The 22,862-nt window shown below is 71.7% G+C and carries 22 protein-coding genes and 1 pseudogene; 14 read left to right on the top strand and 9 right to left on the bottom strand.

Translation table 11 applies throughout. The features are described 5' to 3' along the window. Window positions 1-3 precede the first annotated feature (3 nt). The 4 genes from AB0I32_RS12570 to msrA form a co-directional block, all read right to left on the bottom strand. On the bottom strand, window positions 4-2,181 hold the full coding sequence (locus AB0I32_RS12570; RefSeq protein WP_357506332.1) for an alpha-galactosidase: 2,178 nt from the start codon (window positions 2,179-2,181) through the stop codon (window positions 4-6). Between the two features lie 65 nt (window positions 2,182-2,246). After that, window positions 2,247-4,802, bottom strand: coding sequence for a glycoside hydrolase family 2 TIM barrel-domain containing protein (locus AB0I32_RS12565; protein ID WP_357506330.1), 2,556 nt, complete (start codon window positions 4,800-4,802; stop codon window positions 2,247-2,249). 113 nt (window positions 4,803-4,915) lie between these two features. Beyond that, complete coding sequence (locus tag AB0I32_RS12560) at window positions 4,916-5,518, bottom strand: pentapeptide repeat-containing protein (RefSeq protein WP_357506328.1); 603 nt, start codon at window positions 5,516-5,518, stop codon at window positions 4,916-4,918. Between the two features lie 108 nt (window positions 5,519-5,626). Beyond that, window positions 5,627-6,313 carry a peptide-methionine (S)-S-oxide reductase MsrA gene (msrA, locus tag AB0I32_RS12555; protein ID WP_357506327.1) on the bottom strand — a complete coding sequence of 229 codons (687 nt, stop codon included), beginning with the start codon at window positions 6,311-6,313 and terminating at the stop codon, window positions 5,627-5,629. A gap of 144 nt (window positions 6,314-6,457) precedes the next feature. Here msrA and AB0I32_RS12550 point away from each other — a divergent pair, with 144 nt between their 5' ends. The 7 genes from AB0I32_RS12550 (at window position 6,458) to AB0I32_RS12520 (ending at window position 12,850) form a co-directional block, all read left to right on the top strand. Next, window positions 6,458-7,222: a metallophosphoesterase family protein gene (locus tag AB0I32_RS12550; RefSeq protein ID WP_357506325.1), complete on the top strand. Its 765-nt coding sequence runs from the start codon at window positions 6,458-6,460 to the stop codon at window positions 7,220-7,222. A 158-nt stretch (window positions 7,223-7,380) separates the two neighbouring features. Beyond that, on the top strand, window positions 7,381-7,980 hold the full coding sequence (locus AB0I32_RS12545; RefSeq protein ID WP_357506323.1) for a YdeI/OmpD-associated family protein: 600 nt from the start codon (window positions 7,381-7,383) through the stop codon (window positions 7,978-7,980). A gap of 146 nt (window positions 7,981-8,126) precedes the next feature. Beyond that, on the top strand, window positions 8,127-9,386 hold the full coding sequence (locus AB0I32_RS12540) for an AI-2E family transporter (RefSeq protein WP_357506321.1): 1,260 nt from the start codon (window positions 8,127-8,129) through the stop codon (window positions 9,384-9,386). Between the two features lie 29 nt (window positions 9,387-9,415). Further along, window positions 9,416-10,675 carry a threonine ammonia-lyase gene (ilvA, locus tag AB0I32_RS12535; protein ID WP_357506319.1) on the top strand — a complete coding sequence of 420 codons (1,260 nt, stop codon included), beginning with the start codon at window positions 9,416-9,418 and terminating at the stop codon, window positions 10,673-10,675. A gap of 107 nt (window positions 10,676-10,782) precedes the next feature. Continuing rightward, window positions 10,783-11,160 (top strand): YciI family protein, encoded by a 378-nt coding sequence (locus tag AB0I32_RS12530; protein ID WP_357506317.1) that lies wholly within the window; start codon window positions 10,783-10,785, stop codon window positions 11,158-11,160. Next, window positions 11,160-11,489, top strand: coding sequence for a YciI family protein (locus AB0I32_RS12525; protein WP_357506315.1), 330 nt, complete (start codon window positions 11,160-11,162; stop codon window positions 11,487-11,489). The genes AB0I32_RS12530 and AB0I32_RS12525 overlap by 1 nt, the downstream gene beginning before the upstream one ends. Continuing rightward, on the top strand, window positions 11,486-12,850 hold the full coding sequence (locus AB0I32_RS12520) for a sigma-70 family RNA polymerase sigma factor (RefSeq protein WP_357506313.1): 1,365 nt from the start codon (window positions 11,486-11,488) through the stop codon (window positions 12,848-12,850). The genes AB0I32_RS12525 and AB0I32_RS12520 overlap by 4 nt, the downstream gene beginning before the upstream one ends. 24 nt (window positions 12,851-12,874) lie before the next feature. On the opposite strand, the gene greA is transcribed toward AB0I32_RS12520, so the two are convergent. Together greA and AB0I32_RS12510 are read right to left on the bottom strand one after the other, a co-directional pair. After that, window positions 12,875-13,357 carry a transcription elongation factor GreA gene (gene greA, locus AB0I32_RS12515; protein ID WP_357454871.1) on the bottom strand — a complete coding sequence of 161 codons (483 nt, stop codon included), beginning with the start codon at window positions 13,355-13,357 and terminating at the stop codon, window positions 12,875-12,877. Window positions 13,358-13,561: 204 nt separating this feature from the next. Continuing rightward, entirely contained in the window at window positions 13,562-14,071 is a 510-nt protein-coding gene (locus AB0I32_RS12510) for a DUF4307 domain-containing protein (RefSeq protein WP_357506311.1), read from the bottom strand. 170 nt (window positions 14,072-14,241) lie between these two features. On the opposite strand from AB0I32_RS12510, the gene mca reads away from it, so the two are divergent. From mca to AB0I32_RS12495, 3 genes are read left to right on the top strand one after another with little or no spacing between them, the layout of a single operon-like run. Further along, complete coding sequence (mca, locus tag AB0I32_RS12505; protein WP_357506589.1) at window positions 14,242-15,129, top strand: mycothiol conjugate amidase Mca; 888 nt, start codon at window positions 14,242-14,244, stop codon at window positions 15,127-15,129. Next, window positions 15,126-15,542, top strand: a complete 417-nt coding sequence (locus tag AB0I32_RS12500; RefSeq protein ID WP_357506309.1) for a hypothetical protein — start codon at window positions 15,126-15,128, stop codon at window positions 15,540-15,542. The genes mca and AB0I32_RS12500 overlap by 4 nt, the downstream gene beginning before the upstream one ends. After that, entirely contained in the window at window positions 15,535-16,407 is an 873-nt protein-coding gene (locus tag AB0I32_RS12495; RefSeq protein ID WP_357506307.1) for a carbon-nitrogen hydrolase family protein, read from the top strand. The genes AB0I32_RS12500 and AB0I32_RS12495 overlap by 8 nt, the downstream gene beginning before the upstream one ends. On the opposite strand, the gene AB0I32_RS12490 is transcribed toward AB0I32_RS12495, so the two are convergent. After that, a complete protein-coding gene (locus AB0I32_RS12490; RefSeq protein WP_357506587.1) occupies window positions 16,383-17,066 on the bottom strand; it encodes a hemolysin III family protein in 684 nt (227 codons plus the stop codon). The two genes, AB0I32_RS12495 and AB0I32_RS12490, sit on opposite strands and share 25 nt — an antisense overlap. Window positions 17,067-17,469: 403 nt before the next feature. Here AB0I32_RS12490 and AB0I32_RS12485 point away from each other — a divergent pair, with 403 nt between their 5' ends. Continuing rightward, a complete protein-coding gene (locus tag AB0I32_RS12485) occupies window positions 17,470-18,231 on the top strand; it encodes an isoprenyl transferase (RefSeq protein WP_116676796.1) in 762 nt (253 codons plus the stop codon). Between the two features lie 147 nt (window positions 18,232-18,378). Further along, window positions 18,379-18,846 (top strand): MarR family transcriptional regulator, encoded by a 468-nt coding sequence (locus AB0I32_RS12480; RefSeq protein WP_357506305.1) that lies wholly within the window; start codon window positions 18,379-18,381, stop codon window positions 18,844-18,846. Between the two features lie 33 nt (window positions 18,847-18,879). Here the strand turns inward: AB0I32_RS12480 and AB0I32_RS12475 are convergent, their stop codons facing one another. Next, window positions 18,880-19,779, bottom strand: a complete 900-nt coding sequence (locus tag AB0I32_RS12475) for a LysR family transcriptional regulator (protein ID WP_357506303.1) — start codon at window positions 19,777-19,779, stop codon at window positions 18,880-18,882. 86 nt (window positions 19,780-19,865) lie between these two features. On the opposite strand from AB0I32_RS12475, the gene ald reads away from it, so the two are divergent. Both ald and AB0I32_RS12465 read left to right on the top strand, forming a co-directional pair. Next, complete coding sequence (gene ald / locus AB0I32_RS12470; RefSeq protein WP_357506301.1) at window positions 19,866-20,984, top strand: alanine dehydrogenase; 1,119 nt, start codon at window positions 19,866-19,868, stop codon at window positions 20,982-20,984. A gap of 26 nt (window positions 20,985-21,010) precedes the next feature. Next, window positions 21,011-22,162: a glycerate kinase gene (locus AB0I32_RS12465; protein WP_357506300.1), complete on the top strand. Its 1,152-nt coding sequence runs from the start codon at window positions 21,011-21,013 to the stop codon at window positions 22,160-22,162. A gap of 9 nt (window positions 22,163-22,171) precedes the next feature. Here AB0I32_RS12465 and AB0I32_RS12460 read toward each other — a convergent pair. Continuing rightward, a pseudogene (locus tag AB0I32_RS12460) lies at window positions 22,172-22,696 on the bottom strand (MFS transporter); the annotation flags it as partial. Window positions 22,697-22,862: the final 166 nt, after the last annotated feature.

The following is a 22,862-nucleotide window of genomic DNA, read 5'->3' as shown; positions in this document are numbered from 1 at the left end:
GTTCTACTCGGCCGGGGTCGTGGCCGTCACCTGGATGATCAGCGCCTGCATCGGCCACAGTGTCGGCAGCTGCAGGCCGACACCGGTCAGCACCGAACCGGGTATGTCGATCGCTTCCTTGCCGAGCCAGCCCGGCGTGACCCCGCCGAGCCACTTCGCCGTCCCGACCTCGTCGCGCACCTGCACGCTGTATCGCAGGGCGGGGTCGAGCCCGTCGAGCCGCACGCGTTCGGTGAGCGCGTCCTGGGGCGACGCCACTGTCGCGACCGTCCACATACCCGCCGTGCGGTCGGGTGACACGAAGCCGGTGACGCGCAGCGCCGGATCCACCGTGTCGGCGTGCACCACCGTGCCGGTGTGCACGAGGGACCGCAGCTCCTTGTAGATCGCCGCGTACGCCGCGACCGCGACCAGCTCGTCCTCGGTGCAGGTCAGCAGGTCCCACTCGAATCCCGCGTGTCCCTGCAGTGCGGCGGCCACCCGGTACGAGAGGTCGGTGGTCCGCCCCGACGAGTGTGTCGGCGACGGCCCTACGTGCGCCCCGATCAGCTCGGGCGGCAGCACCAGCGAGGTCCACCGCTGGATGTCCTGGCGCTCCAGGGGGTCGTTGGAGTCCGACGCCCACACCCGGTCGGTGACCTCAAGGATTCCGAGGTCGGTCCGGCCCCCGCCCGAGGAGCACGACTCGATCTCCAGCCCCGGGTGGTCCGCCTTGAGCCGAGCGATCAGCGCGTACGCGGCAAGGGTCTGCACGTGCGTGCCCGGCCGGGAGACGCCGTCGGAGCCGATGTTGACGGGCTCGGCGAGGTCTCGGTTGTGGTCCCACTTGATGAAGTCGATCCCCAGCTGCGTCACGAGGGCCGAGATCTGCGCACGCACGTGCTCCCACGCATCGGGGTTCGCGAGGTTGAGCACGTACTGCGTGCGGAACGAGAGGCCGTCCGGCGACGGGACCGCCGCCGTGTTCGAGAGGATCCAGTCCGGATGGGCACGCGCCAGGTCGGAGTCGAGGTTGACCATCTCGGGCTCGAACCACAGCCCGAACTGCATCCCCAGCTCGTGCACCAGGCCGGCGAGCGGGTCCAGGCCCTCCGGCCAGACGTCGTGGTCGACGACCCAGTCGCCCAGGCCGGTGGTGTCGTCGCGGCGGGAGTGGAACCACCCGTCGTCGAGCACGAAGCGTTCCACGCCGACCGCCGCCGCACGCCTGGCGAGCCGCTCCAGCTTGGCCGGCGAGTGGTCGAAGTACACGGCTTCCCAGGTGTTCAGCACCAGCGGCCGGGGGCTCGTCACGTGCTGCGGGCGCGCCCGCATCCACGTGTGGAACCGGTCCGAGACACCGTCCAGCCCAGCCGGGGACCACGCGAAGTACGCCACCGGCGTCCGGTAGGAGTCGCCGGGAGTCAGGTGGATCTCGCCCGGCCGCACCAGCTCGCCGGCGCCCAGCAGCGTGGTGTGCTCGGTGAGGTGGTCCACCCGGTGCGTGACGTCGGCGCTCCACCCCAGGTGGGTCGCCCACACCTCGCCGGTCCGGTTGCGCGGCGTGCCCGACGACGCCAGGGTCACCCAGGGTGCGTCATGTCCGGAACGTCCGCGCCGGGTCTGGCGGACGGTGCTGCCGGCCGGCAGGGCGGTCGTGACCGGCACCTTCTCGCGGGACCAGCGCCCGGTGAACTGCGTGAGGTGGTCCGCCGAGCGGGGTACGGGCAGCATGGCCTCGAGCCAGTGCACGTCGACCACGGCGGAACCGTCGTTGACGAGCTCGTGCCGCAGGAGCACCAGCCCACCCGGGCCGATCTCCAGGTACGACCGGAGTGTGAGCCCCAGTTCGCTGTCCCGGGCCGTGACCACCAGCTCGGCCGGCGCTTGCTCGGCCTCGGTGACGGTCCACCGGGGGTAGAGCGGGACGCCGTCCGACACGACGAGGAGGCCGGGCCGGCCCGCCCAGCCGTCGGATTCCTGCGGCAGCAGTGACGGACGCCAGGCCGCGTCGAGCGTGCCGGGTGCGGTCTGGCGGCTGGTCGCCAGGTCGAGCGCCTGCAGATCTGTGGACGAGAGCTCGCCCAGGTCCGGGCCCCAGTGGAGCACCAGTGGCAGCCCCACCCGCGGATGCGCCACGACCACTGCTACGCCGTCGCGCCGCAGCACCGACCAGCTGGTGACCTCGTCAAAATCCTTCATGGTGCTGTCCTCCGCCCCAGGACCACACAGTACGAGTGGTCACCGACATCAAGTCCGAAAAGGTTCTAGCTTGCTGTTCTCGTCACGAGGTCGTTCTCCGTGCGCAGCACCGGCCGGGTGACCAGCGCGTCCTGGTCCAGGCCACGGCTCGTCACGTGAAACACGGCAGTAGTACCTGCCGGAAGGTCGACCACCTGGTCATCCACCTGCGCGTCCGGGTCCAGGCGGTCGGCCAGCAGGGTCACACCGAGGGCGAGCGACGTCGCCGTCACGTCCACCCGGTAGCCACCGTCCTCCGCCGTCACGGTGGCCCGCACGGGCGCGGGGTCGAGGGCGAGGTCCTTGCTCTCCGCCCAGCGGTGCAGCCCACGGGCCTCGCCGAGCGTGACGACCAGCACCTCGTTCGCCGGATCGCCGACGGCGACCAGGTCACCGTCAAGCGGTACCAGGGTCACCGACCGCGGACCGACGGTCAGTGCCTCTGCGGCCACGCCTGACGTCGCCAGCACCTCACCACCGAGGGTGGTCCGGGCCGCTCTGACCTGCCCGGTCCACGGCTCGTCGGAGTCGTTCACGAGCGCCGCCACCAGATCCGCACCGCGCGGCTGCACCGTCACCAGCCGGTCGGCGAACGCGTGCTTCAGCGCGTACCAGAGCGGCTTGCGCCGGGCGTCGCCGTCGACCGCTGCCCAGGACGTCACGGGCCAGCAGTCGTTGAGCTGCCACACGATCGCCCCGGCCGTGCGCGGCCACCAGGACCGGTAGTGCTCGAGGGCGTACTGGATCGCGCGCGCCTGGTTGAGCTGCGTTGCCCAGTGCCAGTCGGTGAAGTCCCCCGGGACGTCCAGGTGTGCGGCCATGCCGCCGTCGAGCTTGAGGTTGCCGTACTCCGCCTTCTGGTGGAGCAGGAAGACCTCGGACTCCTTGAACCCGGGCGGGGCTTCGGCCGCGCCGTCGGGCAGGATGGCGCGGCGCATCGTCGCCCAGGTCGCCGGGCCCTGGAAGCCGAACTCCGACGGGAACCGCGGCACGTCGTCGCGGTAGTGCGTGTAGTCGACGCGGTTCCAGACGTCCCACTGGTGGTGCGTGCCGTGGTCAGGGTCGTTGGGGTGCATCTCCTCGGGCGTGAAGCCGGGGGAGTAGGGCGAACCGTCCGAGTAGGGACGGGTTGGATCGACCTCCGCCAGGACCTTCGGGAAGAGCTCGTAGTAGTAGCCGGCGCCCCACGTGAGGTCACCCAGCGGTTCCTTCCAGTCCCAGTCCTCGTGGCCCCAGATGTTCTCGTTGCCGCCGTTCCACAGCACGAGGGACGGGTGCGGCGCCAGGCGGGCGGCGTTCTCCCGCAGCTCCGCCTCGAACTCGGCCCGGTGCGGTGGCTCCTCCGGATAGGCGGCGCAGGCCAGCAGGATGTCCTGCCAGACCATGACGCCCTTCTCGTCGCAGACGTCGTAGAAGTCGTCGGACTCGTAGATGCCGCCGCCCCACACCCGCAGCAGGTTGAGGTTCGCGCCGAGCGCCTGGTCGACGCGCTGTTCCAGGCGTTCGCGCGTGATGCGGGTCAGCAGGTGGTCGTCGGGGATCCAGTTGGCGCCGCGCACGAACACGGGCTTGCCGTTGATGACGAACGTGAAACGTGTGCCGTGCTCGTCGGGTGTGCGGTCCACCTCGACGGTGCGGAAGGCGACCCTGCCGGACCAGGCGTCCAGCGGCTCGGAGCGGTCCTCCCCGTTGCCCTCGTAGAGGGTCACCTCGATGGGGTAGAGGGGCTGCTCGCCGTGTCCCGCCGGCCACCACAGGTCGACGCCGGGCACCTCGAGCCGGCCGGTCAGCTGCAGGGTGCGTGCGGAGCCGTCGCCGCCTTGCGACGCGATGGTCAGGCCTCGGCCCCCGACGGAGACATCGACGGTGAGCGGCCCGGCGTCGGACAGGCCGGACGTCTCGACCTCGACGCGGACGTCGACCAGCCCTGTGCCGTCGTCGGCCACCGTCACCAGCGGCGTCACCTGCGCGAGGCGCGCCACGCGCCAGCGCTGCACCCGGACGGGCTTCCACAGACCCGCCGTCTGCAGATCAGGCCCCCAGTCCCAGCCGAAGGAGCACGCCATCTTGCGGACCATGTTGAAGGGCTGGTCGTAGGCCATGGGGCGCGTGCCGAGCCGCTGCGCCTCGGCCTCGGCCGTCTCGAGCGCGGAGTCCAGGTCGACCACGAGGTTGGCGGGCGTGCCGACGAGCTCCCGTACGTCGTACCGGTAGGAGCGGTGCATGTTCGCCGTGCGGCCCAGGTTGATGCGGCCCTGGCCGACGCCGGTCCGCTCGACGTCCGTGTCGACGACGACGGTCGACACCGTGTCGATGCCCTCGAAGAGCAGGTCGACGCGCTCGTCGGGCGCCGCGGGCGGTTCGTCCAGGACCGTCGTGTACCGCCAGGTGGTGCGCTTCATCCAGGCGAGCGAGGTCTCGTTCGTGCCGAGGTACGGGTCGGGGATGAGCTCCTGCTCCAGCAGGGCGGTGTGACTCGTGCCCGGGACTGTCGCGGGGACGGGAACCCCGGCGAGGTCCGCCGGGACGGGACCTCCCGTGGCCGTCAGGGTCCAGTCGGTCAGGTCGCGGCTGATCTTCATCGATCCTCGTCCTCCCAGAGCAACGTGCTCAGTGCGTGTGCGAGCCGACCCGAGCATAGAGGGCGCGTGTCGCGCCGATCGAACCGATATCAGCTGGCGGTTCGGCCGGTGGTTCAGTCCGGCCGGACCACCAGGCCGAGCGTCTCGGCCAGCGCGATCGCCTGCGCCTCGCTGACGATCGCCCCGGTGAGACTGGCCGAGAGCGGGTCCAGCGACGACAGGTCGCTGCCCCGCAGGTCGGCGTTGCTCAGGTCGGCCTGTTCGAGGTCGGCACCCGACAGGTCGCAGCCGATCAGCACCGCCCCGGAGGCCTTGACGCCGGCCAGGTCGGCCTCGCGGAAGCGGACGCCGTCGAACTCGGCGCCGGCCAGGGCGGCGCGGTGCAGGTCCGTGAAGGACCAGTTACCGCCGGTGACCTTGAGGATGTCGAACCGGCAGTCGGCGAACTGGGAGCCGACGAGCTTGCAGCGCTCCAGCTGCGCGTCGAAGAACACGCACGCGTCGAACACGCACGACGTGAACGCGAACTCCGTGAAGTGGGCGCTGTTGAAACGCACGCCCCGGAAGACGCACGAGTCGAACGTCGCGCCCGTCCCCGTGGTCTCGGTCATGTCCACGTCGGCGAACAGCGTGGCCATGTGGTCCTCGCCGGTGAGGTCACGGCCGTACCAGTCCTCACGGGCGACGGTGAGCTCGGTGGCGGGCATTCGAATCATGGGAGCGACCCTACGGCGCGCCACCGACACGCCCAGGGTCGTGGACGTGACCGTCGTGCCTGCGACGGTCACGCCCACGACAGGTCACGCTCGCAACGACGGAGGGTGTCAGGCGGCGTCGGGGTAAGGGACGCCCGTCGTGGCGTGGCACCGGTAGCCGTTCGGGTTCTTCGCGTCGGACAGGTACTGCTGGTGGTAGTCCTCGGCGTAGTAGAACGGTCCGGCCTCGGCGGCCGGGGCGATCTCCGTCGTGATCGCGTCGTAGCCCTTGGCGCTGAGCACCTCGGCGTAACGCTTCGCCGTCTCCTGCGCCGCCTCTGCCTGCTCCGGGGACGTCCAGTAGATCGCCGAGCGGTACTGCGTCCCGACGTCGTTGCCCTGGCGGAAGCCCTGCGTCGGGTCGTGCCGCTCCCAGAAAATCTTGAGCAGCTCGGCCTCGGTGACCTTGGTCGGGTCGTACGCGACGAGCGCCGTCTCCGTGTGGCCGGTCCGAGCGGTGCAGACCTCGTCGTACGTCGGGTTGGGCGAGGTCCCGCCCATGTAGCCGACGGCCGTGCTCACCACGCCGGGGACCTGCCAGTAGATCTCCTCGGCGCCCCAGAAACAGCCCATCGCCAGGTACAGCACGCGCGTACCGGGCTCCCACGGGCCCGTGATCGACGAGCCGAGGACCGTGTGGGGGCGCGGGCTCTGCAGCACCGGCGCGGAACGGCCGGGCAGTGCGTTCTCGGGCGCGACCATCGTGGTCTTCGTGGAACCGGAGCCGGGGCCGAAGAGGGAGTTGAGGAACGTCATCCGACACACATCCTTAGGGTCTGATTCGTGCGACAGCACGTTTGACTATCCCAACACGGACGGGCGTGGCGCTGTTCCGGGCCGCCCTTCTGCCGTCGGCAGAGCCCGCTGGCGGTCCGCGGCCGTTCGCGCCAGGGTCGGGTCATGAGCAGCGAGGTCGGTGCCGTAGCGGTCCTGTCGGACGTCCACGGGGTGCTTCCCGTGCTGGAGGCGGTGCTCGCGGAACCCGATGTGGCGGCCGCCGACCGCGTGGTCGCCACGGGCGACCACGCCGCCGGGCCGCAGCCCGTCGCGGTGCTGGACCGCCTGCGATCCCTGGGGGAGCGGGCGCTCCTGGTCCGTGGGAACGCGGACCGCGAGCTGGTCACGCTCGCGCGCGGCGGCGGCACGGCCATCCCCGACCCGGTGGCCCCGTGGGCGGCGGCCCAGCTGCGGCCCGACGACGTCGCCCTGCTCGCCGGCCTGCCGCACCCCGCGGAGCTGACGGTGCGCGGGTTCGGCCGCGTCGTCTTCTGCCATGGCACGCCGCGGGACGACGACGAGGTCGTGCTCGTCGACTCGTCCCTGGAACGCTGGGCCGAGGTGCTCGGCGGGCTCGACGCCTCCGTTGGCACCGTCGTCATGGGCCACACGCACATGCCGTTCGTCCGCCTCGTCGACCGGCGGCTGTGCGTCAACCCTGGCAGCGTCGGTATGCCCTACGGCAGGGCGGGCGGATCCTGGGCGCTCCTGCGGGACGGGCAGGTCGAGCTGCGGCACACGCCCGTCGACGTCGAGACGGTGGTGGCCGCGATCGCGACGGCCAGCACGTACCCCGCCGCCGAGGAGTGGGCACGGGAGTACGTGACCTCGGCCAACAGCGACGCGGACGCGCTGCGGGCGTTCGCGCCCCGGGACGGCCGGGTATGAGGACCTGTCGGCACGGCCGTCCCGCGTAGGCCAGGAACGCCCCGACCGGGAGGGGAGCGTAGAGACAGGACGTGGCGTAGAACTGGGCCGCGATCTTCCGGCGGGTGCCGAGCTGGATCGAGCCGTCGATGTCGGTGTCCCGGCGTAGCGTGCGACCCATGGCCGACACCGATCCCGAGCTACTCATCACCGACGTCGCGGCGTGGCGCGCCTGGCTCGACGAGCACGAGGGGACGTCGGACGGCGTCTGGCTGGTCCTCGCGAGGAAGGGCAAGGACTCCGCGACGAGCCTGACCCGTGACCAGGCGCTCGAGGAGGCGCTGTGCAGCGGCTGGATCGACGCCCAGGCGCTCAGCCGGGACGACACGACGACCCTGCAGCGGTACTGTCCCCGCCGGTCCCGCAGCCGCTGGTCGGCGCGGAACGTGCGCATCGCGGACCGCCTGGTCGCCGAGGGGCGGATGCGTCCGCGCGGCCAGGAGGAGATCGACAAGGCAAGGGCCGACGGGCGTTGGGAAGCCGCCTACGAGGTCAACAGCAACTTCGAGGTGCCGCCCGACCTTGCCGAGGCGCTCGCGGCGAGCCCCCGTGCCGCGGCGATGTTCGAGATCCTCACCGCGCAGAACCGGTTCGCGATCCTGTTCCGGATCACGGGGGTCAAGAAGGCGGAGACCCGCGCCCGCAACATCACCAAGTTCGTCGAGATGCTGGAGCGCGGCGAGACGCCGCATCCGCAGAAGCGGAAGCTGGAGGCCTGACGGCGGGAGCGGCATCCGGACGACTTTCGAGACATGTCGGACCCGTGTACGGGCGGTGCACCTTTCGTGCGGCGCGTGAGCACGTCAGCGGTGTGTCGGTGTGCTCCCCTAGGGTCGTATCCGTGTCGCAGACCGAGGAGACAAGCGTGACGTCCAACCAGACCACCGCGCCGCCCATCGACGATTCGGGCGCTGTCCCACCAGCCATCCGGGCGGCCGCCTCATGGTCGTGGCGCATGCTCCTCATCGGTGCGTTCGTGGCCGCCGCGCTCTGGCTCATCACGCTCCTGAAGACGATAGTGATCCCGGTGGCGGTGGCCCTGCTGCTCACGATCATGCTGACGCCGTTCCGTCGTCTGCTGAACGAGCGGCTGCGTGTGCCGCGCGGGCTGTCGGCGGGCCTGTCGCTGATCGGCCTGGTCGTCGTGGTCGCCGGCCTGATCACGCTGGCCGGACAGTCGATCGCCAACGGGTTCGCCGACCTGCGGACCCAGGCCATCAGCGGCTTCAACGAACTATGGACACAGGTCTCGGTGACGTTCGGGCTCGAGCAGGAGCTACGGAGCTACAGCCAGGACATCCTCGACCAGCTCGAGGCGCAGCAGAGCGCGATCGTGAGCGGTGTCTTCGGCGCCGCCGCCACTGCGGGCAGCGTGCTGGTCGGGGCGCTGATCGCGCTGTTCTGCACCTTCTTCTTCCTGCACGACCCGCGGGGCATCTGGGGCTGGCTCGTCGGTCTGCTGCCGCGGTCCTCCCGGGAGCGCGTCAACCAGGCAGGCCGGCGCGGGGCCGTCACGCTCGCCGCCTACACCCGTACGCAGATCCTCGTCGCCGCGGTGGACGCCGTCGGTATCGGGATCGGCGCGGTGTTCTTCGTCCCGTCGCTCGCCCTGCCGATCAGCATCCTGGTGTTCGTCGGTTCGTTCGTGCCGGTGGTCGGTGCCATCGTGACGGGTGCCATCGCCGTGGTCGTGGTCCTCGTGTCGAACGGCTGGGTCGCCGCACTCATCATGCTCGGCGTGGTGCTGCTGGTGCAGCAGATCGAGTCGCACGCGCTGCAGCCGTTCCTCATGGGCCAGGCCGTCTCGCTGCACCCCGTCGCCGTGATCCTCGCCGTGGCCGCCGGGTCGTACGCCGCAGGCATCGTCGGTGCACTGTTCGCGGTGCCGCTCGCAGCCGTGCTGAACACCGTGATCCTCTACCTCAACGGGCACGACAAGTTCCCCGAGCTCGGTGACGAGGATGCCTTGCCCATCCGGTGGCGAGCGGCCGACGCACCGCCGATCCCGCTCCGGCTGCGGCGCAGCCCCGGCGTCGTGGCCGAGGCGGCCGTCGAGGACGTCGGCGTCGACGAGAGCCTGGACCCGTCGGGCCGAGGCGCTTCAGAGGGTGATCAGAAGCGCTGAACGTGCATCCGGCGGCGTAGTCGGGCAACATGCCCGCTGTGCCCCTGGATCCGTTCGACCTGGAGTCGTACGGCGGCCACCTCACGGTGTCCGCCGACGACGCCCGTGCCGCCGCAGCGATGCTCGACGGCGTCATCACCCGTACCCCCATCACCGAGAGTCGCGCGCTCTCCACCCTCGCCGGCACGAAGGTGCTGCTCAAGTGCGAGAACCTGCAGCGCGCCGGCTCGTTCAAGGTGCGTGGCGCGTACGTGCGCCTCGCCCGACTGTCGGCCGCCGAGCGGGAGCGCGGGGTCGTCGCCGCCTCCGCCGGGAACCACGCGCAGGGCGTGGCGGTAGCCGCAGGGATGCTCGGCATCGACACGGTCGTCTACATGCCGGTCGACGCAGCCCTGCCCAAGGTCGCCGCGACCCGGGGCTACGGGGCGGAGGTGCGGATGGTGGGCTCGTCGGTGGACGAGGCGCTCGCCGCCGCCCGCGTCGAGGCAGCCCGTTCCGGGCGGGTGCTCATCCACCCGTTCGACCACGTGGACGTCGTCGCCGGCCAGGGCACGGTCGCCCTGGAGATCCTGGAGCAGGTGCCGGACGTCGCCACCGTCGTCGTGCCGCTGGGCGGTGGCGGTCTCGTGGCCGGCATCGCCGCGGTGCTGGCCGAGATCGCACCGCACGTGAAGGTGGTGGGCGTGCAGGCGGCGTCGGCCGCCGCGTACCCGGGCTCGCTGAAGGCCGGCAAGCCGCTGGCGGGAAAGCTCGGCTCCACCATGGCCGACGGCATCGCCGTGGGGCTGCCCGGTGACGTGCCGTTCGGGATCGTGCAGAAGGAGGGCGTCGAGGTCCGGACCGTCACCGAGGACCAGCTCTCGCGCGGTCTCCTCGCGGTGCTCGAGCGCTCGAAGCTGATGGTCGAGCCGGCCGGAGCGGCGGCGGTCGCCGGCATCATGGCCGCGGGCCCCGGGGTGTTCAAGGGACCGATCGTCGCGGTGCTGTCGGGCGGGAACATCGACCCCCTCGTGCTGCTGCGTGTGGTGCAGCACGGCCTCGTGGCGGCCGGGCGGTACCTGAAGCTGCAGGTGCGGCTGATGGACAAGCCAGGTGCTCTCGCCCGGCTCGTGGAGACGATCGCCGCGGCAGGCGCCAACATCGTCGCCGTCGACCACACACGGACCGACGTCTCGCTGGCGGTGTCCGAGGTGCGGGTCAACCTGCAGCTCGAGACCAAGGGCGCCGACCACCGGACCGCCGTCGTCGAACGCCTGGAGTCCGAGGGTTACGAGGTCATCGCGAACTGATCGTCGTGCGGGTGTCGTGCGGGCGCGTTCCCGTTCGTCGTCAGGGTGAAGCGGCCGCCCGGCCGCGAGAACATCACTCGGGGGACCTCCCCGGGAGGGAGCACACCATGCGCTATCTCATGCTCGTCCTGTCGACCCCCGACGCCCCGGCCGACCCGGGGAACGTGCCCGAGATCGAGGACTGGGTGCGGGACACCTACGGCACCGGCCGCGCGATCCTCGGCGACCGGCTGCGCCCGCCCGCCGACGCCGTCGGCGTGCAGGTCCGTACCGGCGAGGTGGTCGTCACCGACGGCCCGTTCTCGGAGACCAAAGAGGTGATCGCGGGCTTCGACATCCTGGAGGCGCCCGACCTCGACGAGGCGATCAGGATCGCCGCCGCCCATCCGATGGCGCACACCGGCGCGGTCGAGCTGCGCCCCTTCTGGCCGCTGGAGCTCGACAGCGACGCCACGGCGACGGAGCCCGAGGCAGGGGCGTACTGATGCGCTACCTCATGCTCGTGATCGAGCCGGACGAACCCGACCGGGCGCCGACGGCGGAGTCCGAGACCTGGGTCGCGGAGCAGGACGCCTCGGGCGCACGTGTCCTGGGCTCGCGCCTGCGCCCGGGTGCCGACGTTCGCAGGGTGACCGTGCGAGAGGGTGAGACCGTCGTGACGGACGGGCCCTTCTCGGAGTCCAAGGAGGTCATCGGCGGCTTCGACATCATCGAGGCGGCGAACCTCCAGGAGGCGCTCGCGATAGCTGCCGCGTCGCCGGGGGCGCGGGACGCGCTGGTCGAGGTGCACCCGTTCTGGCCGACGGAGCCGTGACCGACGTCGGGCAGGCAGTCACCGCTGCCTTCCGCGACGAGTGGGGCCGCGTGCTCGCGGCAGTGGCGCGCAGCACCGGTGACCTCGACCTCGCGGAGGACTGCTCGCAGGAGGCGTTCGCGGTGGCGCTGCGCACCTGGGAGCGTGACGGCGTGCCCGCACGCCCCGGGGCCTGGCTGACCACCACCGCGCGCAACCGCGCGCTGGACCGGCTGCGACGGCGCAAGGTCGAGACGGAGAAGGTGGCGGCCGCGGCGCGGCTGACGGAACGGCTCGGCTCGGTGGCCGCCGACCCGGTCACCGAGGCGGCGGACACCCTGGACGACGGCGACGGCTGGGCCGGTGTCGAACCGGACGACCCCGACGGCGATCTGCTACGCCTTGTCTTCACGTGCTGTCACCCGGCGCTGCCGCTGGAGGGCCGCGTGGCGCTCACGCTCCGATCACTCACCGGCATGACGACGGCGCAGGTCGCGCGGGCCTTCCTGGTGCCGGAGACGACGATGGCCCAGCGCCTGACCCGGGCCAAGCGCAAGATCCGGAGCACCGGTATCGCGTTCCGCGTGCCACCGCCCGAGCTGCTGCACGAGCGGGTCACGGCGGTCCTCGCCGTGCTGTACGTGCTGTTCACGGAGGGCTACGACGCGTGGGCGGAGCCGGCCGAGGACGACGCGGTCGCCGCGGCCCGCCGTGCCCTGGCCGACGACGCGGTCCGTGTCGCCCGGCTCGTCGCGCGCCTGCTGCCCGACGAGCCGGAGGCACGCGGGCTGCTCGCCCTGCTGCTGCTCCAGCATGCGCGGCGATGGGCACGGGTGAGCGCGGACGCGGAAGCGCTGCCGCGCACGCTCGAGGAGCAGGACCGGTCGCTCTGGCGGCGCGACGAGATCGCCGAGGGGCTGGCCGTGCTCGACGACGCGCTCAGGGCACGTCGAGCCGGTCCGTACCAGGTGCAGGCGGCGATCGCCGCGCTGCACGCACGGGCGACCGCTGCTGACACGACGGACTGGGCGGAGATCGAGGCCCTCTACGGCGTCCTGGTGGACATGACGCGCTCGCCGGTCGTCGAGCTCAACCGGGCGGTCGCCGTGGGGATGTCGCGGGGGCCAGAGGCCGGTCTGGCCGCGCTCGACGACGTCGCGTCAGCCCCTGAGCTGAGCGCGTATCACCTGCTCCCCGCGATGCGGGCGGACCTGTTGCGGCGCGCGGGCCGGTCCGTAGAGGCAGCGGCGGAGTACCGGCGGGCACTCGACCAGGTCGACCGGGAGGGTGACCGGAAGCTCCTCGAGCGCCGGCTCGCGGACCTCACACACGCCGACGGGCCTGCCGGACGTCCAGATCACCAGGGTGATCCGGCCGTCTGACAGGCCCGGTCTCGCTCAGCCTTGTCAGCCTTGGAAAGGCTTGGCGCCCGTGATCTCCACGGGGATGTCGCGTCCGTTCGGCGCGTGGTAGCTCGTCTTCGCGCCGATCGACTTTCCGTCGATCGCTGCGCCCAGCGGCGACGTCGGCGAGTAGACGTCGAGGTCCGTGGACCCCGCCATCTCGCGCGAGCCGAAGAGGAAGTTCATCTCGTCGCCCGCGACGATCGCGGTCACGACCATGCCCGGCTCGACCTTGCCGTCGTCCGCGGGAGTGCCGACCTGGACGTTACGGAGCTTTTCGGTGAGCTCGAGAATGCGCAGCTCGTTCTTTCCCTGCTCCTCGCGCGCGGCGTGGTACCCGCCGTTCTCCTTGAGGTCGCCCTCGTCGCGGGCAGCGGCGATGCGCTCGGTGATCTCCGCCCGGTAAGGGCCGGAGAGGTGCTCCAGCTCAGCCTTGAGCTTGTCGTGCGCCTCCTGGGTGAGCCAGGTGACAGAAGCGTCGGCCACGGGGGCTCTCCTTTCGTCGTTGCTCGATCGAGCCACAGTTGCGGCAGCGCGCCGGGCCCGGCCGACGGAGCGGATCGGGCACGCGCGTCAGCCGGTCTACACAGCGTGTGAAACGACGAGAATACCAATTTCCGGGAAAGACTTGCCAAGACAATCCCTGTTTCCGCTCTGAGCGGACGGGTTATCTATTCCGGACCACGGGTTTCAGCGCAGGTCACAGTGGTCGACGATGCCGGTGGTCGCAAGCTCGGTCGTGGCTACGGTCACCGTGTGTCGCGTCGTGCGCGCCTCGTCCGGGCCCACCTCGACGTCCACCGCGCCGACCTCCGCGTAGTTCCTGCTCAGCGCGGTCACCGTGCACACGGCCTCGGTGCCCGGGGGCATGCTGACCTCGAACGCGACGTCCACCGCTTCGGCGCTCGTCACCGAGAACCCGACGTCGGCGAAGGTCACGGGGTCGCGCTGGGTGTCGACGATCGTGAACCACGCGGCGATCGCGACACCGGCGGCCAGGGCAAGGGCCACCGCGATCCGGGCGCCCACCGAGAGCTTCGGGCGGGGCCGGATGTCGTCGTCCTCGTCCCACGGGTCGTCCTCGCCGCGCTGCTCGGTCGTCCGCCGTGCTGCGGGCCTCGCACGGCCGTAGCGCTCGGCGAGGCTCGGTGCCTGCGGGTGCGCGGTACCGGTCGGGGCGGCGGGGTCAGGGTCGGTCATCACGGCTCGCTCGGTTCGAGGTGTCAGTGGTTCGTAGCAAGATTGTCCCTGGACCATCATGGTTCATGTGCATGGTCCATGTGAGTGATTGTCCCAGTAGTCATCCCACACAGCCTCATCCCACACAGGAGGACCCAGTGTCCGTACCCGAGCGCGAGCCGCTCCGTCTGATGGCGGTGCACGCGCACCCGGACGACGAGTCGAGCAAGGGCGCCGCTACGACGGCCCGCTACGCCGCAGAGGGGGTCGAGGTCCTCGTGGTGACGTGCACCGGGGGCGAACGGGGCGACATCCTGAACCCGTCCTTCGAGGTTCCCGAGGGCCACGAGTTCGAGTCGATAGAGGGCCGCCGCGCGGTCCGCCGGCTGGAGATGGCCCGGGCGGCCGAGGCCATGGGTGTGCGTCAGCAGTGGCTCGGCTTCGTGGACTCGGGCCTGCCAGAGGGCGACCCGCTGCCCCCGCTGCCCGAGGGCTGCTTCGCGCTCGTTCCCCTGGAGGAGGCCGCCGCACCGCTGGTGCAGGCAGTCCGGGAGTTCCGCCCGCACGTCATCACGACCTACGACCCCTCGGGCGGCTACCCGCACCCCGACCACATCAAGTGCCACGAGGTGTCGTTCGAGGCGTTCCACGCGGCGGGGGACCCGGAGCGGTACCCGGGCACGGGTGAGCCGTGGGAGCCGCTCAAGCTCTACTACAACCACGGCTTCTCGATGAAGCGCATCCGCGCGGTGCACGAGGCGATGGAAGGTGCCGGGCTCGAGTCGCCCTTCGGCGACTGGGTCGAGTCCCGCGATGCCCGGGAGATCCCGGAGCGTCAGGTCACCACGCTGGTCCCCGTCGCGGACTTCTTCCCGCACCGGGACGCCGCTCTGACCGCGCACGCCTCGCAGATCGACCCCAAGGGCTTCTTCTTCGCGGTGCCGCGCGACCTCGAGGTCGACGTGTGGCCCTGGGACGAGTACGAGCTCGCGGAGTCCCGCGTGCCGCTGCCCGAGCACGCCGATGGTGAGTACGAGCAGGACCTGTTCGAGGGTGTCCGGTCGGAGGTCCCCGCATGAGCCCGCTGGTCACCGGCGCGATAGCCCTCGCGACCGAACCGTCGCCGAACCCCACCGAGGGCAGGCTCCGCCCGGGCCTGGAGGAGTGGCAGGTCTCGCCGGGGCTCATCGGCTTCGTCGTCACCTTCGCGCTCGCGGTCGCGTGCGTGCTGCTGTTCCTGAACATGAGCAAGCACCTGCGCCGCGCGGGCCACAACGCGCGCGAGCAGGGCCTGCCGGTCCCGGCCCCGCAGGTCGTCAGCTTCCGCCGGTCGGAGGACGACACCCGTGACACCAAGGCGGAGCAGGGCGCCGAAGGTTCCGAGGCACCCAGCACACCCGACGGGTCCGGCTCGTCGCCCGGTTCCTCGGGATCGTCGTCCGACGGCGGATCCTCCAGCGGCAGCAGCAGCGGTGGCGGGTCAGGTGACTGAAACGGCTGACACGGCCGACACCGCCGAGCCGGGCGCCCCGGCCGGCGTGGTCCGCGTGACGGTCGCGCAGGTGGCCGTCTCCGACGACCACGGCGCCAACCGCCAGACCGTGCTCGACGCGTTCAAGGTGGCGGCGCGCGCCAGGTCCAACCTCCTGGTGCTGCCGGAGTACGCGTCCGCCTACGACCCGCGCGGCGTCGGGCCGGACCATGCCGAGCAGCTCGACGGACCGTTCGTCACGCTCCTGCGTGCCAGGGCGCGCAAGCACGGGGTAGCCGTGATCGCTGGCGTCACCCTGCCGGGATCCGACGGCGTCCGCGCGGTGAACGCGCTGGTCGTGGTCGACGACGCCGGCGAGATCGCCGGTGTCTACCGCAAGGTGCACCTGTACGACGCGTTCGGGTACCAGGAGTCGGACCTGCTCGAGCCCGGCCCTGCCGACGCCGAGCCGGTCACCCTGCGCCTTGGCGGCCTCACCTTCGGTGTGCTGACCTGCTACGACCTGCGGTTCCCCGAGTCGGCCCGCCGCCTCGTCGACGCGGGGGCGGACGTGCTCGTGTACCCGGCCGCCTGGGTCGCGGGGCCGCTCAAGGCGGACCACTGGCGCACGCTGCTGCAGGCGCGGGCGATCGAGAACACCGCCGTGACGATCGGCGTCGGCATGACCGGCAAGGGCGTCACGGGGCGCACGCTCCTGGTGGGGCCGGACGGCGTCGTGGGGCTGGAGATGGGCGAGGAGCAGGCGTACCGCACGGTCGATCTCGACCCCGCTCCGCTCGCCGCGATCCGCAGGACCAACCCGTCCCTGGTGAACCGTCGCTACACGGTGGTGCCCACCGGTCAGACCGCGAGGTTCGCCAGGTAGATCGCGACCAGGTGGCAGGCGAAGCCGACGACGGTGAGCACGTGGAAGATCTCGTGGAAGCCGAACCAGGCGGGGCTGGGATCGGGCTTCTTGGTGCCGTAGACGATCGCGCCGACCGTGTAGGCGAGCCCGCCCGCCAGGATGAGCCAGACGACGGCGGGGCCACCGATGGCCCAGAACTGGCCCATGTACGCGACTGCGACCCAGCCGAGCGCGAGGTAGACCGGTACGTAGACCCAGCGCGGCGCGTTGAGCCAGAAGACCCGGGCCAGCAGTCCGAGCAGCGCGCCGCTCCACACCAGCCAGAGCAGCACGGTGCCCTGGTCGCGGGGCAGGAGCAGGACCGCGAGCGGTGTATAGGTGCCCGCGATGATGAGGAAGATGTTGGTGTGGTCGAGGCGGCGGAGCACGGCGTCGGTCCGGGGGGACCAGTTGCCGCGGTGGTACACCGCGGATACCCCGAACAGCAGGCAGGCGCTCAGGCCGAATATCGACGCGGAGATCTTGCCAGGCACCGTCGGGGCGAGCGCGATCAGCACGATGCTTGCCGCGAGGGCGAGCGGGAACGTGCCCGCGTGGATCCAGCCGCGCAGCCGCGGCTTGATCTTCCGCTCGACCGTCTCGACGGCGGTCGAGACCGAGTCGGAGATGTCGTGCATGACGTCGGAGGCCTTGTCGCGCACGTCGTCCAACGTGTCGTTGAACGGGCCCGCCACATCGTCAGAGCGGCCCACCGAGTGGTCCGGCTCGCCGGTAGGTGCTCCCACGCTGTTCTCCTCTGCGCTCGGCAACCGGCGTCCTCGGGGTGCTGGGACGCTACCTACGGTTGCGTAACTTACTCTAGCGTAGGTTAGGTGATCGCCCGCTGGACAAGGGCCTTGTGAAGATACTGCGCCGGGTTGGCGGGAGTCGCCCGCCAGGCGTCCCAGAAGGGTCTCGGCGCGCAGGAACGCGCGCGTTCGAGAGGTACCTTTGTCCACGTCCTGCCGGGTTCTACCCAGCGCCAGAGCTTCCGCGCCGCCGCGTCCCGCGGCTCCCGCGGCCCGATCCACCGAGGTATTCGTGCGCCTGCCCAGCCCGTTGTACCGCCTCTACGAGCGACGCCTGGCGTTCGCCCTGCACGGCGCGACGCTGCCCCGGCACATCGGCGTGATGCTCGACGGCAACCGCCGTTGGGCGCGCTCCTTCGGCGAGACGGCTGCGACGGGGCACCGCCGTGGCGCCGACAAGATCACCGAGTTCCTTGGCTGGGCCGAGTCGCTGGGTATCGAGGTCGTCACGCTGTGGATGCTGTCGACGGACAACCTGAGCCGGTCGGCCGACGAGCTGAGCAACCTGCTCGACATCATCGAGGACGCCGTCTCGGACCTCGCCGAGTCGGGCCGCTGGCGCCTGCGCGTCATCGGCCGGCTCGACCTGCTGCCCGCGCGCCTGGCCTCCGCACTCCGCGCGGCCGCCGACCGGACCGCCGGCGTGAAGGGCCTTCAGGTCAACGTGGCGATCGGCTACGGCGGCCGCACGGAGATCGCGGACGCCGTCCGCAGCTACCTCACCGAGCGCGCGAAGGACGGGGCGACGCTCGCGGACCTCGCCGAGTCGATAGACGTCGAGCACATCGCGGAGCACCTGTACACCAAGGGGCAGCCGGACCCGGAGCTGGTGATCCGGACCTCGGGCGAGCAGCGCATCGGCGGGTTCCTGATGTGGCAGAGCCAGCACACCGAGTTCTACTTCTGCGAGGCGTACTGGCCCGCGTTCCGGCGGGTGGACTTCCTGCGCGCGCTGCGCGACTTCTCGCTGCGGGAACGTCGTCTCGGACGCTGACCGAGGCCGGTCCGGACGCCTGTCGGGAAGGGCCTTGCAGGTCCTCTGGACAGTTATTCGTATGGTGAAATTCGCCACCACAAGCGCGGGTAGGTAACTGAAAGTTCAGTCGGGTAGCGTGCCCTGGATGACGAGGAGGGTGCGCTGATGACCGAGCGACGTGTGCCGTCGGCTCGCGAGGCCGCCGAGGCGTGGGAGTCGCTGTTCCGCGCACAGGTGACAGTGATGCGCCGGCTCCTGGCGGACGACATCTGGGGCGATCTCAGCATGCGCGAGTACGACGTGCTGTTCACGCTCGCCCTCGCCCCCGGGGAGACGCTGCGGCTGCGCGAGCTCAACGAGAACATCCTCATGGCCCAGTCGTCGCTGTCGCGCATGGTGGAGCGGCTCGAGAAGCGCGGCCTGGTCCGCAGGCACCCGTCGCCGGACGACGGGCGAGGCGTTCTGGTGAGCCTGACCCCGGAAGGTGCCGCCACCCAGAAAGAGCTCGGGCGGCGCCACGTCCGGTCGATAGCGCACTACGTGACCCCCGCGATGGACGCCGAGGACCTGACGCGGCTGCGTGAGCTGACGGAGATGCTGCGGTCGGCCCAGACGGACATCGACGACTTCTGACCAGGGGCATCTGACCAGGTCGCAGGCCAGCTCTTAGGCCGATCGCGCCTGGTGCCGGAGCGCCTCCACCACCACCCGCACCGCCGCCCGGTCCATGGTGGTGTGCCGGACCACCAGGTGGATGTCCCGGCGGGGCGGGTCCGTGAGGTCCAGCGTCCGCACCGCATACCGGTCGTGCACGGCGAGCAGCGGCAGCAGCGTGACCGAGAGGCCCGCCTCGACATGGCTGAGCAGCGTGCCGTGGCTCTCGAACCGGGCAACGGTCCGCGGTGTGAATCCCGCCCGACGGCAGAGACGTTCGGCCAGGTCGGCGAGGTGGGCCCCGGGATGCTCGAACGCCCAGGGCTCGTCCGCGAGGGTGGCCAGGTCGACCCGCCCCGAGCGTGCGCCGGTAGCGGTGTCCCGCGCCGTCACGAGTACGACGCGGTCGCCCGTCAGGGGCATGCGCGTGAGGTCGGTGTCGGGCGGCACGGGGGCGTCCGGGAAGTCCGCGCAGACGGCGACGTCAACCTCGCCGCGCTGCAGGGCGGGCCGGCTGACCAGGGGTTCCGCCTCGGTGAGCTCCACGGTGATGCGGGGGTGCTCCTCGGCGAGCGCGGCGACGGCAGGCACCACTATGCCGTGGAAGGCGCTCGTGAAGGCCGCCAGTCGCACCACGCCGGTGGGCTCGGACCGCAGGCCCGCGATATCCGCCTCCGCGGCGGCGATCCGGTCGAGGATGTCCGACGCGTGGCCCGAGAGCGTGACGCCCGCAGGCGTGAGCCGGATGCGTCGGCCGACGCGCTCGAAGAGCTGAGCCTTCGCCTCGGTCTCCAGCGTCGCGAGCTGCTGGGAGACGCTCGACGGGCTCATCCGGGCCGCCTCGGCGACGGCACGCACCGTGCCGAGCAGGTGCAGCTGATGCAGGAGGCGTAGTCGCCAGGGGTTGAGCATCCGCCCATTGTTGTGCACAAACGCCGAACAATCTATTCGGGAACGTGTCCTGGACCCGCACACCCCACAGTGATTACCGTCACCTTATGAACGTCGGCGTCCCCACGGAGATCAAGAACAACGAGAGCCGGGTCGCGCTCACGCCCGCCGGCACCCACGAGCTGGTCCGCCGCGGCCACGTCGTGCTCGTGCAGGCCGGCGCCGGGCTGGGCTCCGGCTTCGACGACGACGCGTACCGGCTCGCCGGCGCACGGATCGCCGAGACCGCCGAGGAGGTGTGGGGCAGCGTCGACCTCCTGGTCAAGGTCAAGGAGCCGATCGAGCCCGAGTACGCGCTCATGCGGCCCGACCTGACCCTCTTCACCTACCTCCACCTCGCGGCGTCGGCGCCGTGCACCGACGCACTGCTGGCAGCGGGCACCACCGCCGTCGCGTACGAGACCGTCCAGCTTCCCGACCGCTCCCTCCCGCTGCTGAGCCCCATGAGCGAGGTCGCCGGACGGCTCTCCGCACAGGTCGGGGCCTACCACCTGATGCGGCCCCAGGGTGGCACCGGGGTGCTGATGGGCGGGGTGCCCGGCACGCCGAAGGCCAAGGTCGTCGTCATCGGCGGCGGCGTGGCGGGCGAGCACGCGGCGGCCAACGCGTTGGGCATGGGCGCCGACGTCACGGTGCTGGACGTCTCCATCCCGCGGCTGCGCCGGCTCGACGTGCAGTTCGGCGGCGCGCTGGCCACCCGCGCATCGACGGCGTACGAGGTGGCCGAGCAGGTGGAGACCGCCGACCTGGTCATCGGCTCGGTCCTGATCCCAGGCGCCGCCGCGCCGAAGCTCGTCACGGACGCGATGGTCAAGGCCATGAAGCCCGGTGCCGTGCTCGTCGACATCGCCATCGACCAGGGCGGCTGCTTCGAGCACTCGCACCCCACCACGCACGACGCCCCGACCTTCGCCGTGCACGACACCCTCTACTACTGCGTCGCCAACATGCCCGGCGCCGTGCCCGTGACGGCGACGCGGGCCCTGACCAACGCGACGCTGCCGTATGTCGCGGCGCTCGCGGACAAGGGCTGGCGGGACGCGATGCGCGCCGACGCGGCGCTCGCCCACGGGCTCAGCACGCACGCCGGGCAGATCACGGCCGCTGCCGTGGCGGAGGCGTTCGGCGCCCGTGCGGTACCAGTGGCCGAAATCCTGTCCGACTGAGCGTCCGGACCGCCTACGATCGGCGCGTGGAGCCGCTGCACGTCGTTGTCTGTCCCGACTCGTTCAAGGGCAGCCTGTCCGCTGCCGAGGTCGCGTCCGCCGTCGCCGACGGGGTGCTGGACGCCGCCCCGGACGCCGTCGTGACACGCCTGCCCATGGCCGACGGCGGTGAGGGCACGCTCGACGCGCTGCTCGCGGCCTGGGGCGGTGAACCGCTGACCGTCGCGACGGTGGACGCGATAGGCCGTCCGTCGACCGCCCGGTGGGCGGTGTCGCCGGACGGCCGAACCGCCGTCGTCGAGCTCGCCGAAGCCAGCGGTCTGCCTGGTGTCTCCGACGCGCCGCTCCAGCCGCTGCACGCGAGCACCCGCGGCACCGGGGACGTCGCGCGAGCCGCGCTCGACGCAGACGTCGCGGAGATCCTCCTCTGCCTGGGTGGCTCGGCCTCGACGGACGGCGGCTCCGGCATCCTGACCGGGCTGGGTGCCCGCCTCCTCGACGCGGACGGCAGGCAGGTGCCCGACGGCGGGGAGGGGCTGGCCTCTGTCGCGTCCCTCGACCTGTCGGGGCTGCACCCCCGGGCGCGCGCCGTGCGCTGGCGCCTCGCCGTCGACGTCACCAACCCGCTGGTGGGCGAGCAGGGCGCTGCGCGAGTGTTCGGACCGCAGAAGGGCGCGCGCGACGGGGTGGCGGAGTACCTCGACGATGCGCTGCGGCACTGGTCGGAGGTCCTGGAGCGCGAGACGGGCGTCGCCGTCGCCGAGCTACCCGGCACGGGCGCAGCGGGCGGGGTGCCCGCAGGGCTGATCGCCGTGCTCGGCGCCGAGAACACCCCTGGCGCCGTGCTCGTCGCGGAGGCGGTGGGCCTGCCCGCCGCGCTCGCCTCCGCCGACCTCGTGATCACGGGGGAGGGCTCGTTCGACTCCCAGTCCGTGAACGGCAAGGTGGCGGACGGCGTCGCGCAGCTCGCGGCGGCGTCGCCCACCCGGCCGCCGGTCGTCGTCGTGGCGGGCCAGGTGCTGCTCCCTGAGGCGCTGGCCCGAGCCTCAGGTATCACCGCCGCGTTCTCGATCGCCCCCGGACCGGTCGACCTGGACGACCTCATCGCCCGCACCGCGCCGCGTCTGCGCGAGCTCGCCGCGGCCGTCACGAACCTGGTCGGCGCCGCCCGCCGCTAGCACCCGTCGCGTGCGGAGCCACAGCGCCGCCACGACGGCGGCGACCACCTGCACCAGCCCGGTGACCACCAGGACCGGACCCGCGCCGAACGCGCCGATCAGCGCGCCGCCGACGAGCAGCCCCGCCGAGGCGCCGCCGCTGTGCAGCACCGTCTCAGCGGTGAACGCCGTCCGGCGTTCCGCGCCGGTCGTCCGTTCGACGATCAGCGCGTTGAGCGCGGCTATCCCGAACGGCATGGTCACGCCCCCGACGGCGGACACCAGGGCGACCGCGAGGAGGTTCGGCGCGGCCAGCGGCAGCGCGAGGTACGCCAGCCCGAACACGACCCACGAGACCACTATCGCCGGGATGCGCGGCACCCGGTGCACCACCAGCGGCACGACGAACGACAGCCCGACCGTCGCGGCGCCGTAGCCCGCCATGCCCGCCGCGACCAGCTCGCCGGGCCGGTCGAGCTCCGCCCCGAGCAGGGTGAGGCCAAGGGTGAACGCGAACCAGGTGACACCGCCGATGCCGGCCAGCCAGACGCCCACGGCCAGGTCCGGATGCCGGCGCAGCACCGCACGGATGGACGGCACGGGCTCACCTCGTCGGGGGGGGGGGGGGGGGGGGCGGGGGGGGGGGGGGCCGCCCCCCCCCGGCGCGCGCGCCGGCCCCCCCGCCCGCCACCCAGCCACCGAGCCACGAGCCCGGGGCGCC

The sequence above is a fragment of the Promicromonospora sp. NPDC050249 genome, assembly GCF_040656015.1.
GTDB lineage: Bacteria > Actinomycetota > Actinomycetes > Actinomycetales > Cellulomonadaceae > Promicromonospora.
Note: the sequence above shows the minus strand (reverse complement) of the source record. Positions and strands in the feature narration are given on the sequence as shown.